This is a genomic window from Pseudomonas sp. LBUM1660 (genome assembly GCF_059695935.1).
In genome coordinates this window covers 5,076,678-5,091,440 of sequence record NZ_CP166795.1, presented here as the reverse complement: position 1 = coordinate 5,091,440, position 14,763 = coordinate 5,076,678, and the positions used below count along the sequence as shown (strand labels likewise).

6 protein-coding genes and 1 pseudogene are annotated in these 14,763 nt (G+C 57.7%); 3 read left to right on the top strand and 4 right to left on the bottom strand.

Going from position 1 to position 14,763, the window contains the following annotated elements:
- Positions 1-29: 29 nt before the first annotated feature.
- The 3 genes and pseudogenes from ACA068_RS23605 to ACA068_RS23595 form a co-directional block, all read right to left on the bottom strand.
- Positions 30-5,102, bottom strand: a complete 5,073-nt coding sequence (locus ACA068_RS23605; protein ID WP_497305174.1) for an NEL-type E3 ubiquitin ligase domain-containing protein — start codon at positions 5,100-5,102, stop codon at positions 30-32.
- A gap of 149 nt (positions 5,103-5,251) precedes the next feature.
- Positions 5,252-8,368, bottom strand: coding sequence for a transglycosylase domain-containing protein (locus tag ACA068_RS23600; RefSeq protein ID WP_497305172.1), 3,117 nt, complete (start codon positions 8,366-8,368; stop codon positions 5,252-5,254).
- A gap of 270 nt (positions 8,369-8,638) precedes the next feature.
- Positions 8,639-9,097 (bottom strand): annotated as a pseudogene (locus tag ACA068_RS23595) (REP-associated tyrosine transposase).
- A gap of 626 nt (positions 9,098-9,723) precedes the next feature.
- Here ACA068_RS23595 and ACA068_RS23590 point away from each other — a divergent pair.
- From ACA068_RS23590 to ACA068_RS23580, 3 genes are all read left to right on the top strand, one after another.
- Positions 9,724-11,145 carry an amino acid permease gene (locus tag ACA068_RS23590; RefSeq protein ID WP_497305170.1) on the top strand — a complete coding sequence of 474 codons (1,422 nt, stop codon included), beginning with the start codon at positions 9,724-9,726 and terminating at the stop codon, positions 11,143-11,145.
- A 581-nt stretch (positions 11,146-11,726) separates the two neighbouring features.
- A complete protein-coding gene (locus ACA068_RS23585; RefSeq protein WP_497305168.1) occupies positions 11,727-12,722 on the top strand; it encodes a ThiF family adenylyltransferase in 996 nt (331 codons plus the stop codon).
- 11 nt (positions 12,723-12,733) lie between these two features.
- Positions 12,734-13,453: a Type 1 glutamine amidotransferase-like domain-containing protein gene (locus ACA068_RS23580; protein WP_497305166.1), complete on the top strand. Its 720-nt coding sequence runs from the start codon at positions 12,734-12,736 to the stop codon at positions 13,451-13,453.
- Between the two features lie 137 nt (positions 13,454-13,590).
- Here ACA068_RS23580 and ACA068_RS23575 read toward each other — a convergent pair whose 3' ends face one another.
- Positions 13,591-14,715 carry an OpgC family protein gene (locus ACA068_RS23575; RefSeq protein WP_497305164.1) on the bottom strand — a complete coding sequence of 375 codons (1,125 nt, stop codon included), beginning with the start codon at positions 14,713-14,715 and terminating at the stop codon, positions 13,591-13,593.
- Positions 14,716-14,763 lie beyond the last annotated feature (48 nt).

The following is a 14,763-nucleotide window of genomic DNA, read 5'->3' as shown; positions in this document are numbered from 1 at the left end:
GCATCACCCGATGCATCAGGGTTTGCCGATTACGGCTGTGCGTCTTTTTGCAGCGCTGCGCGGGTGAGTTTTCGGCTCAGCTCTTTTTCTTCGTAACCCATGTCGTGCAGCAATAGGCCATAGACTTCATCGGTCATGTCTTGATCCGTCAACACTAAGCTGTCATCGATATTCAGTCGTCGGGCGAGGTCTTGCAGGCGCTGTTTGAGTGCTCGTCGTTGTGCAATTTGCTGGCCTTTGGAGCTGGTCCAGGCGTGTTGAACTTCGCGTAACTCATCCAGCAATTCGCTCTTGGTTTCGTAAAACAGGGCATTGCGCCGGAACTCGTTCGGGTAAGTGTCCTGCAGGTATTTCTGCCAGAACGGCTGTTCGATCATGTCGTTGATCAAGCCATCGCCGGCCTCCATGGACATCACCGTATCGAAGGCGGTGTCGAGGGTTTTGGCGTTCACGCTGGCCAAGGGGCGATACAGCATCGACTCCGATTGCCAAGGTAAACCGAGGCGTTGAGCCAGGCCGGTTTCGTAGGCGAGGTACACCTCGACCTCATCCGGATTGCCCGGCCGACTGCCGAAATCGGCACGGGCAATGTCATCCACGCGGGCGAGGCGAGCGGCACCTCTGGCCAGGTTCACCAGTTTGCTTTCAAGGACGGCGTTGGACGTCGATAAGGCATAGGCTTCGGAGGCGAGCACCTTGATGCCCATGTGGTTGAACACCTGGGCCCCGGCATCGGCGCAGGTGGTGGGCGCCTTGGCCATTGCGAACAGATCCTTGCGCAACTCGGTGTCCAGGTCGATGGCTTCGATCATGCGCCATACCCGGCTGCTGAGTTGTTGACGCAAATCACCACCGGCCATGTAATCGGCCGAGCGGGTCTGTTTCTGGATCAAGGCAAAAAAATCCTCATGGCCAGGCTCGGTCATCAAGTCGTGCCAGGCTTCCTCTCGAAAAGTACCCAGCCCTGAGACTTGGTTACTCCACCATACCGAGTCGTCATTCATGGGCCACAGGTACATCGCGTCTCGTGCCGCATCGGTGTAGACCTGCTTGGGCGAGATGCCGACTGACCGTCGATACGCTTTGAAAGTGACCAGGTTGGCGTCCGAGAGTTGCTTTTCGTACAAGCGGGTCCGCGCCAGGATGAAGGCGTCTTCCGAGCCAGGCACGACTTTCGGAATGACGCTGATCGGGTTCTCCTGCAAGTCCAGAAAGAAGCCGCGCGGTCGACGTTTGTTGGCAGGCCCGAACAGGCCATCGGGCCAGGTGGTGGCCCCGGTGTTGCTCAAACTCAGGATTCTCAGTCTGGGCATGCGTCCAACGTCCGGGAGCAGGCCCAACCGCTTGTTGTCATCGAGCCTGAGGGTTTCCATGCGGGTCAGGTTTCGCAATTGCTCGACAGCCGATGGCGTCAATGTGATGTCGTTGTTCATCAACCGCAAAGTGCGCAGGTGGTGCATCTTGCCGATGGTGTCGGGAAGTCGCGTCAAGCCGCAGCTGCGGGCGCTCAGTTGCCGCAGATGAGGGAAGTCCCCTAACAGGCCGGTGGCGGATTCGGAAAGGGTCGTGCGGTCCAGATTCAAGGTGCTGATCTGATCGAGGTAGTGCTTGATATCCGGCAGGTCCTTCCACCAACGTTCGAGGTCGAGCACCCCGAACTCTGTGGACAGGTCCAGCGCGTAACCGCCGTCGGCCGTGATACTGCGTTCACCAAAGACCGTGGGCTTGCGTTTGAAACAGTCGATGAACCGCTCGGCAAGGTGCAAGCCGCCACTGTTGACGAACCCGCGTTGATCCGGGCCCCAGCTATCCGGCTGCTGGTATCGCCAGCGATTGAACAGCACACGCAAGTCATCCAGTTCCCGGTCCAGTCGGGTCAGTGTCTGCTGACCTTGCTCCTGCGAACCCAGGGATCGAACGAAGGTATCGACCTCGCGTTCGTTGAAGTGGGGGTATATATCCTGCACCCGTTCGGTGAGCGTGGGGGAGATCGTGGAGAAACCGGGACCGCGCAACAGCATCATGTCTTCATGGTCAGCCAGCGGACGGATCGGCGGTGCAGCGAGCGCGGTGCGGCGCTGCGCCGGTGTCTCGGTCTTCGCCATCACCCATTGTTTGAAAAAGGCGCCCTGGCCCGGCCGATAACCCAGCTGCGCCTGTTTGTTTTTCGGCAAGGCGTTGAGGACGGCGTCGTAAAAATCAGCGGTGTCGTGCAGTTTGTGGTTGTCGCCGTCCCAGACTTCGAACCGGTTGACATCATCCTTGACCAGCACCCGGACCATGGACGCGTCCTCGGCCCCCACACGGCTGCGCAAGGGGCCGGCATCGTTGCCTTCGCGAACCTCGATGCGCAATTGCGCGAAGGTGTCGGTATGAATCCTCAAGGCGTTCAACACCAGGCTTTCGGTTTCCGCCACCCACTGCGCGCCGTCGTGGAAGCCTTCATAGGCATGGTTGGTCCGGGCTTCGAAGGCGGCTTCCCGCGCTCGGCTTTTCAGGCTGAGTGGCAGACGTTGCTCCTGGGTCATGCGCTTGAGGTCGGTCGCGTCGGCACTGTTCAGCAACGTCGCTGCCGCACGGGACGGCAGTTCGGGAAATGAGTGGCGTATGAGTCGCAACTGCGGATCGTCAGACGCTTGGGCTCCTTGGTAAAGCTGATTGACGATGTCAGCGTCCATTCGACTGGCTTCATCCGCCAGTCGATTACGCAACGCTTGCACCCGGTCACTTTTGGCGGTGGAGCGACCGAGCACGGCTTGCAGCTCTTCTTCGCTGAGAAACTCGACAAGGCCTGGCGCAAATTGCTCGCTCATGAGGTTGGACAAACTGGTGGACAGCGTCTGCTCGTCGCTCGCCTCGGCATTGCCGTACTGGCGGAACCGGCCGCTCATGTCGGCGTTTTCGTAGACCTTCAGGGCTTTATCCGCCGGCCAGCCCTCCAGGTAAGTCGCCAGCGGTTCAAACCAGTAGGAGGAAGGGTCCAGAGGCTGACCCGAGCGAATCCTTTCAATCGCCTGGCGGGTCTGGCGCTGGATGTTCAAGCGGGTGAGGCTGTCGTCCAGTAACGGTGGCGGGGCCGTGTTGTCGACGTACATCCGGCGCAGCGCACCGTCGTCGGTGCCGCTGGCGATGCGAGCGTCTTCGAGCTGCGCGTCACTGAAGCCCTCCACGGAGTGGCCGAGACGGCGCATCAACGTCGGGCGATCCCAGGTTCGCGGGGTCTCGGCTTCATGGGTCCAGGCGCCGAGGCCGTTGTGTTTCAGCTCGGGCAGATAAGCATTCTCGCGATGCGGGTGTTTGACGCGGTAGTTGCCGGTTTGCGGATCCTTTTGCACGGCGTAGTGCTTGTCATCCAGTGGCAGAACATCCTTGCCTTCGTGGACATGCAGCCCCAGCGCGTCGGATCTGGAGCCCGGCGGTAACTGCACATCGGGCAATTCATAGGGTTTGAGGTCGGGGTGCCACAGCCGGGGTTCGCCGTTGGGCAGGGTGACCGGTTTCATGCCTTCGATCAGCGGCGACAGTTTCAGGCGTGCCAGTGCACCGATCTGCACACCGGCGGCAAAGGCCGCGAGCTGAAGAAAATCCGTGGCCACGCCGATGATGTGTCCGGTGGCTTCGGTCCACAGACCCAGTGTCATGTCGACGATGCCTTCGATGGCGTCACTGGCCATCTGATAAGCCATGTAGCCCATCATCAGCTCACCCAGTCCGGGAACGAACGGCGTGACGACCATCAGGGCGATGTTGAAGATGTCCGAGACGATTTTCTTGAAGTTCTCCCACCAGGCCCATCGGGCGTTGGTATCGGCATCGGCGGTGGACACGGCGATGTGTCGGGCGTCATTCAGGACCTTGTTGAGCTTTTGCTCAAACAGGTACTGCCAGAGTTCGCCGGTGAGCGGTGCGGTGTTGAAGTGCAGATGAGGGTCAGTGACGGCCACTTCCCGCCAGCTCGGCCTCTGGTCCAGCGGCTCTTTGTGATGCCATTTCACTTGGAACAGACGTTGTTGCAGCCCGCCGAAAAAATGCCCTCGATCGGATTGATCGACGAACCGGCTGAAGTATTGCTGGTAGGTCATGCCGGTGGACGGTATGACGTCGTTGTTACGCAACTGACGCGTCAGTTCATTCACGAACGCGAGGGTCGAGGGGTACTCTTTCAGCGGGTGCTCAGGGTCTTGCGGGACGTATGCGAAGATCGGCACAACCTCACGGGTCCGGTCCAGATCCGGCGTAATCAATACGATTCCGGTCAGCAAGCTGTCGAGAATCGACAGGTTGGCGAATTGCATTATCCGGCCTTTGCGGGTGAGGTTGCGCTGGCCATCGAGCATCATCAGGATCAGGTCACAGCCATCGGCGTCGATGTCGCCCTTCAGCACGGCCAGTCTGGCGGCCGCTTTAAACGAGGTTTTCTCGCTCTCGACGATCTTGTGTTTCAAAACAGCCCGCACGAGGCCGTCTCTGGGCCGCAACTGCTCTTCGAGGTATTTCGTGTAGCGCGCGCCAATGTCCAGCTTGCGACACAGGGTCTGAAACTGGGCGATGGACATTTTGCGTTTGATCGGCAGGATGTCGAAATGCCCGCGGGCATCGGGCTGGCTGATGAAGTCCGAGTCTGGTTCGCAGGTTTCCTTGCTCGCGAAGTTGTGCAGCGCCGCGTCCAGCAGTGAAACGATTCGGGTCACGGCACCGCAGAAGTCGGCTGAATACCAGGGAAGCTTTTTGGGTAAATAAAGGTGCAAGTAAGTGGTCTTTACATCGACGTCGACACCGAACTGTTTCAGCAACGCCTCGGTCAGTAACGGTTCGGCGAATTCGTAAACGCTTTGTACCTTGTCCATGACCCGGTCGACGGTGTTTTGAGCGGACCAGCGTTCGAGGTTGGCTTCTTGTAACGGCGTGTGATCGAAATCCCTGGTGGCCTGTACCCAATACCCTGAAGCCGTTTGTGTGAGGCTCAGTTCCCGAATCCGTCGCAGTGAAGCGTCCTTGAACGCAGGATGGATACGGCTCTTGATAAACGCGAAGTGGCGACCTTTATTGTCATCGGCTCCCGGTGTCGGTAGCGCTGATATACGTCCGTGTAAGTCAGTCATGCTTTTAATAAACCTGAGCGTTAAGTGGAGTGACCAGCCTAACGCCCGAGGCTCAAAGTAAAAGCCTGAATTACCGCTGCTTAATCAGTGTTGGCCCCCCAAACGCATTGGAATTACCAATGCCGAAAATAATTAATTACCGCCTTTTTTCAGCGCCTCGCGACCTCCACCGGCAGGCATTGCGTATGCGCACCCGGTTGCAGATACGGCGTGAGAATCGGCGCCATGCCCTTGAGCACCTGCACTGGCAGCGCCGAGGTGAACTTGAAGGCTTCGGCGGTGCGCCCGGGCACGAAGGCGGTCAACGTACCGAAGTGGTTATCGCCGATGTAAAACACGAAGGTGGCCGTGCGGTTGATTGACTTCGAACTGAGAATCCGCCCGCCGGAACCAATGGCTTCGATGCGGTTATCCCCGGTCCCGGTCTTGCCGCCCATGGCCAAGGGTTTGCCATCGGGCGTGGTGAAACTGCCGGAAACACGTTTGGCCGTACCGGCATCCACCACTTGCGACAGCGCCTCGCGCATGGCCGTGGCCACTTCGGACGGCATCACCCGTTTGCCGGCGTCCGGGTCATTGATCAGTTTGGTTTCGTAGGGCGTATTCGCCGCGAAATGCAGGGTGTCGATGCGCAATGTCGGCATGCGCACACCGTCGTTGAGGATGGTGCCGATCAACTCGCCCAAGGCTGCGGGGCGGTCGCCGGAGCTGCCGATGGCGGTGGCCAGCGATGGCACCAGGTGATCGAACGGGTAACCGACTTTCTGCCAGCGCTGATGAATGTCGAGGAACGCTTCGATCTCCAGCATGGTGCGAATACGGCTGTCGCGGGCGCCCTTGTGACGACTCTTGAACAGCCAGCTGTAGACTTCCTGGCGCTCGAACTGGCTGGCTTTGACGATCTGGCTCCACTTGGCGTCCGGGTTGTTCAACAGGTAGCCCATGAGCCACAGGTCCAACGGGTGAACCTTGGCGATGAAGCCCTGATCCGGCAAGTCGTAGGCGCCGGGGCTGTAATTCTCGTAGAGCCGTTGCAGGCGTTCGTCGGTGAGTTTTTCGGTGAGCTTGGCGCCTTTGAGGTGCGCCCGCACAAAGGTATTGAAGCTTTCCTGGCTGGCCTGGGGCAGCAGATAACGGTGCACCGCCGCCATGCGGATCGGCGTCGGGCGCATGCTGTCGAGGAAGGTATCGAGCCGCGCCTGGGTGTCCTTGTTTTTGTATTTTTTCCAGAACTTCAGCAGGAAAGAAGTGCCTTCGCGGTCGGCGAAACTGGCCAGGTATTCCTGGCGCCGTGGGTCGCGATCATCCTTGAGCAACTCGGCGCTGTTGTTGGGGCCTGAATACGTGGTGTAGCGCACCAGGTCACGCATCAGCCGAATGAATGGCAGGTTGATCGATTCGCGCAAGGCATCGCGCATGGTCGGAATGCGACCGTTGTCTTCCTTGCGGAAGTTGACGAAGGTGTGCAGCCCGCCGCCGGTGAAAAAGGCTTCGCCGGGGCTGGCTGAATACTTACGATCCAGCGCGGCGGCGAGCATGGCCGGCAGGTTGCGGTCCTTGTTCTCAATCAGGTAATCGACGGCCCAGCGACTCAGGCGGTCCTGATCCGGGACGTCGACTTTCTTCAGTTCCGGCACAGTCATCGCTGCGTACTTGTCGTGCAGCTCGGCCATGATTTGCAGGTAGGTGGTGAGCACGCGCATTTTCGCGGTAGAGCCCAGTTCCAGCTTGCTGCCTTCGTTGATGTCGAACGGCTGGTCGGTGCTGTCGGTCTGGACCCGCACGCGCGCGCCGTCCGGTGTCAGCTCAAACAACGTAAAGCTGTAGCGCACCTGGGTGGTGCTGGTGGGGGTGAGCAAACGTTCGCCCATCAGGCCGATTTGGGTGGCAAACGCCGGGTCTGCCAGGTGCTTGAGGTATTCGGTGGTCTGGGTTTGCAAGTCGCCTTGCAGGGTGCTGGTAGCGGACAGGTCGAGGCGGTCGAGATCGTACAGCGGACGATTGAGCAGCCCGCCCAAGCGGCTGCGCGCCACGCTGATGCCTTTGTTGGTTTCAATCGGCTGAATGGTCGGCTGGGTCTGCCAGTCGCGGTAAGTCACCTTGCTGACCAGGGCGGCGGCGGCGAAGGGCGCATCGATCACGCCATTCGCCGCCAGCAGGCGGATGTGGCTGTCGGTGAGATCCGCCAGTTCATCATGGCCTTTGGTCAGGTAGTAAGAAGGGCGGCGCTGGGCGATCATCAGCGAGAGCATTTCACGTAGCGCCAGGCCTTTTTCGGCCATGCTCTTGGGATCTGTGTCGGTGCTGGCCAGCCGTTCATTGGCCTTGTTGAAGTCGGCGCCGTACCAGACGCGCAACCCTTCGGCCATGCCATGCACTTCACCGTGGCCCGGTACTGCCGACAGTGGCACGCTGTTGAGGTAGTCGCGCACCACGTTTTGCCGGGCCTGCAAGGTTTCCGGACCCGGTTGATAAGCGCGCACGGTGGCGGAAATCATCTGCCGGATCTTTTCTGCGCCCGAGACCGTCAGGCCATCGGGCGAGTGCCGGTATTTCTCCAGTTGCGTCGCCAATGTACTACCGCCCGCCGATTGGCCCGGCAGGTGCATCAGTTTGGCCACCTGCGACCAGATCGCCATGCCGAACCGTGGCCAGTCCACGGCGGGGTTGGCCAGGGGCTGACGCGGGTCGAGCAAAAAGCGGTTTTCAATAAACAGCAGGCTGTTGACCACCACCGGCGGAATCGACTCAAAGCTCGAATACAGTTGTTGTGGGTATTTGTACTGGTACAGCGGCGACGCACGGCAATCGGTGATCGACAATCCAGCCTGTATTTTTTCCGCGTAGGGCACGAAAAAGCCCTTGTCGGTGTAGTCCATCAGCTTTTCAGAGAAGCGGGTTTGTGACGCAATGACGTAGTCACGCTTGAGCAATCGCGGCAGAAACTCACCCAGCGAGCTGTAGCCCAGACGCAAGTCGAAAGGGCCAGCGCCTGGATAGCGAATCGCGTCGCTGGGGCCGGGTTTCATTTCGTAACTCAGGGCGGCGGCGAATTTGCTCACCTCACGGGCTTGAAACTTCGAGGTGCGCATTTCCTTGGCGGCGGCGAGCCCCAGGACAATCAGGATAATGACCAGCAACAACCAAAACGCCCCCCAGCCATGCTTCGTGCGACTGCGAGGGGGTTTTTCAGGAATAGGCGTTTCATCCACACGTTCAGTCGGAACCACAGTATTACTCGAATCGGTTTGCCATAACGCACCCATAGTCGACTGATCCATTCACGCAGATTGATCGGACTTGTCTGAAGCTTAGTCGGTGGTTGGCGATGGTGAAAAAATTGTGAATGCTCAGATCTCAAATATTCCCCATCTACTGTGGCGAGGGAGCTTGCTCCCGCTGGGCTGCGGAGCAGACCCGAATTTGCCACCTCGGTCTTTCAGTCGAACCGCGATCACAGGTTTTGCGACTGCTGCGCAGCCGAGCGGGAGCAAGCTCCCTCGCCACATTGAGATAGTTAGTTTCAATTCGGGGTTTCAGAGCCAGCAGGCGTCCCATAAAGGGTAGTCACCGATTTTATCCACAAGCCCTGCGCGCAAGGGGTTTGCGACGATGTAACGGGCGAATGGCAGGAGTTCTTCCCCGTCACGGATCGCTCGATCATGGAAGCCGCTTTGTCAGAATGCGCCTGCACTGTTCAAAGCCCGGTTGATAGTGAGCGTACTGCGGGATTTGATGGCTTGCATGAGCCGCATCAAAGAGCGTTGCTCCAGCTGCACTAGCCAGTGGAAATGGTCAGGCATGATCACCCAGGCAATAGAGTTGACCCATTCCTGATCATGAGCTCGTCTCAACTCGGCTACTAGCAGGCGTCCCAATTGCCAATCATCGAACAGAGGAAGTCGTTGATGCACAACGGCTGTGATGAGGTAGGCCCGACCCTGTTCTGAAAATCGTCCATGGCGTAGCCGGTGTGAGTTCGGGTGTGGATGCATTCCGTTGCTTCCTTGTGGAGTGGATCCCGCTAACCCTAGCCGCTTATCTGCCTACGCGACGCGGCTTTTGCTGACTGAAATTTCCGAAATTCCTGAAGGATTCACCCATAAACATTGCTTTTGTGGCGAGGGAGCTTGCTCCCGCTGGGCTGCGGAGCAGACCCGAATTTGCCATCTCGGTCTTTCAGTCGAACCGCGATCACAGGTTTTGCGACTGCTGCGCAGCCGAGCGGGAGCAAGCTCCCTCGCCACAGGGTAGTGCCTGCCTGAAATGCCTTTGCTAGACACGTCGAACGGTAAATAAGGCTCGGTCAGGGGCATGACGATGCACCAATGCTGTGCAATACTCGGCGGCGTTTCAGTTGGTGAATAATCCTACAAAAGCCAGGTAATGCCCCTCCGCTATCCGGGCTTTTCCCGAGAGTTCTGGCTGAATGTTGTGGTTTATAGAGTGAAAAGCCCTGTACGAAGCTTTTTATACTGCACGCCCCGCTGATCTTGCAGGTGTTGTCCTGCAAGACGGGTTTGCTCACGAAGCAGGCCCGGTTTCTCAGAAGCAATGGCTTACCGGTCAGCGCTTTGTTACTCGGTGGTCATATCCAATAACAAGACGAGGTTGTACCCCTATGCCAGTCGGCAATCATCTGCCCCATGGCGAGACCGCTCAGGGCGGCCCGCTTAAACGCGAACTCGGCGAACGGCATATTCGCTTGATGGCGCTCGGTGCCTGTATCGGCGTCGGTCTGTTCCTCGGTTCGGCCAAGGCCATCGAAATGGCCGGCCCCGCCATCATGCTGTCCTACATCATTGGCGGTCTGGCGATCCTGGTGATCATGCGCGCCCTCGGCGAAATGGCCGTGCACAACCCGGTCGCCGGCTCCTTCAGCCGTTACGCTCAGGATTACCTCGGCCCTTTGGCAGGCTTCCTGACGGGCTGGAATTACTGGTTCCTGTGGCTGGTGACCTGTGTCGCAGAAATCACTGCCGTGGCCGTGTACATGGGCGTCTGGTTTCCCGATGTACCGCGCTGGATCTGGGCCCTCGCCGCGCTGATCAGCATGGGTTCGATCAACCTGATTGCAGTGAAAGCCTTCGGTGAATTCGAGTTCTGGTTCGCCCTGATCAAGATCGTCACCATCATTGCGATGGTGGTCGGCGGTATCGGCGTGATCGCTTTCGGCTTCGGCAACGACGGCGTGGCGCTGGGTATTTCCAATCTCTGGGCCCACGGCGGCTTCATGCCCAACGGCGTGCAAGGCGTGTTGATGTCGCTGCAGATGGTGATGTTCGCCTACCTCGGCGTCGAGATGATCGGCCTGACGGCCGGTGAAGCGAAGAACCCGCAGAAGACCATCCCCAACGCGATCGGCTCGGTGTTCTGGCGGATTCTGCTGTTCTACGTCGGTGCGTTGTTCGTGATCCTGTCGATCTACCCGTGGAACGAAATCGGCACCCAAGGCAGTCCGTTCGTGATGACGTTCGAACGCCTGGGCATCAAGACCGCAGCCGGCATCATCAACTTCGTGGTGATCACCGCGGCGCTGTCGTCCTGCAACGGCGGCATCTTCAGCACCGGGCGCATGCTCTACAGCCTGGCGCAGAATGGCCAGGCCCCGGCCGGTTTTGCCAAGACCTCGAACAACGGCGTGCCACGTCGGGCGCTGCTGCTGTCGATCGGCGCGTTGTTGCTGGGCGTGCTGCTCAACTACCTGGTGCCTGAGAAAGTCTTCGTCTGGGTGACGGCGATTGCCACCTTTGGCGCGATCTGGACCTGGGTGATGATCCTGCTGGCCCAGCTCAAGTTCCGCGAAGGCCTGAGTGCCAGTGAACGGGCGGGCTTGAAATACAAGATGTGGCTGTACCCGGTCAGTTCGTACCTGGCGCTGGCGTTCCTGGTGCTGGTGGTCGGCCTGATGGCGTACTTCCCGGAAACTCGCGTGGCGCTCTATGTGGGCCCGGCGTTCCTGGTGCTGCTGACGGTGTTGTTCTACGTGTTCAAGCTGCAACCGACCAATGTGTCGCAAGGTGCGGTGCGCTCGGCTTCGTAAGTCGTCACGCCTGAAACGCAAAAGCCCCGGTCCATTGGCCGGGGCTTTTTATTGGCTGGTGTCTGCTCCCCAATGTCGTATTTGCGTGGGAGCAATTCTCAGAAAATGAAAATGCTCTGTGGTAGCGAGTAGGCTCGAGAATCATTTGCAGCGCCCGGTCAAAGTTTGTAACTCTTGATCGATTGCAAGTGAAAATGAGAATTTATAGCATCGGCGGCGAGGCAAGGTAGCCTCGCAAAGGATGTGTCATTGACACACTACGCGCTATCAGGAGATAGAAAAATGCATGTTAAATCGGTAACGTTCGTTGCAACCCTCCTTCTTTCCGCTCACGCAGCCGCGATGACAGAAAAGCCGGTGGTTGTAGACATGAGTCTCGCAAAGGAACATGCGCAGTTTTTGATTACTAAGCCCACTCCTTCAACTTCTCCCCTAGTCGTGCAGCCAGCCGAGTTGGTAGTTGCTGGGACCGCGTGCAAGCTTTTCATGAAGCCACACCCTCTGGCTTGCAACTAATCTGTGCCACACAAGACCAGCAGTAACATTGCTGGTCTGTCCCTCCGCAATACTGGGAATTTGGAATGGACTCTCTATTCGAATCTCTATCCGCCGGAGAAGAGCGGGTATCTGACTCTTTCGTCTACGCGCAAAACAAAGTTGTTGGCTTAATACGTCCAACCGTTGTTGAAGGGCTTGATGGCGCAAGGGGTGCCTACATTGCTGGGCCGGCAGGAATTGTACAATTACCGAACCCTGCCTCTCAGGAGAATTTATTTGAAGCTTTGGTTTCTTCTAACTCAATTCTTTTCGGTGAGGAGGATCAAGTCATTGCAGCGCGCAGGCTACTACGAGACGAGAGAACTAGCAGGACCGCGTCTTATTTTTGCTGCATATCCCGCAATTGCCAAGAGCTGATCAATGCGTTTGATCGTATTCAGAATGCACGAGTTTTAGTCATTGGATGTGGCGGAATTGGTTCCCTCGTTACTTTGCAACTTGCCGGAGCAGGGATTGAAGATCTGATCCTTGTGGACCCAGACACAATTGAGGCAAGTAATCTTAACCGTCAGTTTTTGTGGGAAAGGAGTGATATTGGTCGGCCCAAAGTCGAAGTACTTAAAGACGTTCTTGAGCGTAGATACTCTTTGAGAAATTGCCGCGCGCTGATGGAACGGGTGAATGACAATCACCTTGAAGAGCTAACACAAGGAGTGGATGTGGTTGTACTGTCGGCTGATGAACCGTTGGGGGTCGCACAAGAAAAACTTCAAGAGTTGTCGCAGAGAAATGGCTTTCTGACAATTTCTTGTGGGTATTTTCAGAATAAGGCTCTAGTTAAAATTTTTGGTCACTCAGAATCTCAGGTAGATGATGAATTCCGAGCAGTTAAGTGGACAAGAACTCCTGACTTTATTGGACCCAGCTTTGGGCCAATGAATGTAGAGATAGCGGGTGTAGTTTCATCCTCTGCGATTCACGCGCTTGGGTTCCCTGAAAGCATACCTTGGCGTAGGGATAGCAGTGAGCTCAGCCTGTCATGGGTTTCATTTGAGCGTCGCGGTACATTCTTGAACTGAGGTGCTTAAACGTGAAGATCGTAACGATTGGTGGCGGTGAGATTTCTGAATTGGAAACTCTGGATCTGGATTCGTTTATCTGTAACCAAACAGGAAAGAGCACCCCCAAAGCCCTCTTCATCCCTACGGCAAGTGGCGATGCGGAGGGATACTGCAAAACTTTTAAACATGTCTATGGCGAGCGCCTGGGCTGCAAAGTTGATTTCCTGCTGGCGACGCGTTCTAACTTTACGCAACAAGACGCCATGCAGAAGATCCTCTACTCCGATCTTGTCTATGTAGGGGGAGGGAATACACAACAGATGCTCGCCATATGGCGAGATTTCGGAATCGATACGGCTCTGCGCCAAGCGGGAGTGAATGGCACCATCCTTTCGGGGCTAAGCGCTGGAGCCATTTGCTGGTATGAAGCAGGACTGAGTGACTCGGACCGATTCTCCGCTAATTCGGGCTCAAGCTGGAGTCTGAAGCGGCTGGAAGCACTGGGTTTTCTGCCCGGTGCTTTCTGCCCTCACCTCGACAAAGAGCAGCGGCATGCCCCTCTGCAGGAGCTTGTGCGCTCGTCCGGTGGAAGGGCTATTGCCTGCGACAATGGGGCAGCAATCTATTGGGAAGGAGGTGTCGCTCAAGTCCTTGCCTCTCTTCCTGATGCATATGCCTATGTCTACATGGAGCACGCTGGCGAGGTAAAAATTGAGCGATTTACGTCGGGACAGAAACTACCGCTGTAAGCCTCTCGAACTTTCAATCTGGTGTAACTGGTTTTGTGCAGAGGGTCATGTGGCGGGAACGGGGGCCGACTGTTGGGGGACTGCTGCGCAGTCCAGCGGGAGCAAGCTCCCTCGCCACAATGGTTGCTTTGCCGATGTCACGCGGCGGCGACGTGAGCCGACCGGGTCAGGCGCTTGTTGAAATCCAGCCACACCCCCAACAACCCCATCAACCCCGCACCCACCAGCGCGGTGAAGATTTGCATGGCAAACGCGTCGTCGGTCAAGGCGTTGACCATGTCCGCCAAGGGTGCCAACAACACCCCGAGGCAGAACACTTCCAGCGAATAACGACCCATGCGACTGCATTGCTGGGCCAGCCAGTTCTGCGTCCAGCCAGCGTCCGGCAACAGTTTCGCCGTGACATACGCCAGCGCCAGAAAGTGCAGGAGTCGGACCGGCGACAGGTCGGTCTTGCTGATCGGGTACAACAGGTTGCTCAGGCTGGTCGGTACCATCGCATCATGCAGTTGCGGCCACCGCCACAATACGGTCAGTACACCGGCAACGCCTGCGCATAACGCCGCACTCACAAACAATGGCTGGCGCAGCAACGAGCGCCTGTCGGGCAAGCGTGGGCGCTGCGCGTGAATCGCAGCGGCACCGCCGAGTACGAACAACAGTTGCCAGGCGACGGGGTTGAAGTACCACACGCCATCCTTGATGGCGGCCAGATTCCAGCCGAACAACGGCACCGTCAGGTACACCGCAAATGACATCGCTACCACCACCCATGGTTTGCGCACGAATATCGGCAGCACCAGCGGCAAACCTGCCAGCAGCACGATGTAGAGCGGCAACGGGTCCATCAGGTTCGGTTTGAAGCGCAGCAGCAACTCATCGATCAAGGCTTGCTGCGGGTTGCTGATGAAGTGGTGCATGCCCATTTCCTCGACCAGGTCGCGGGTCTCCACATGGCTGTTGGCGAAGAACACGATGCCCATCAGCATCGCCAGCAGGAAAATATGCACCACGTACAACACCCAGGCGCGGCGCAGGATTTTCACGCAGGCAATCAGGTAACCGTCGCGGGCCAGGATCTTGCCGTAAGCCAGGATCGCCGCGTACCCGGCGAGAAACACGAAGACTTCGGCGGCATCACTGAAACCGACGTTACGCAGGGTGAGTTGACCCAGCGGGTTGTGGGGCACGTGATCCCAGAAAATGAAGATCAGCGCCAGGCCTCGGAAAAAGTCGATTCGGTGATCGCGTTCAGTCGTCATGGCTGCGGGCTCTTGAACGGGTTTTGAAGTAGGAGCGCCGGCGACACA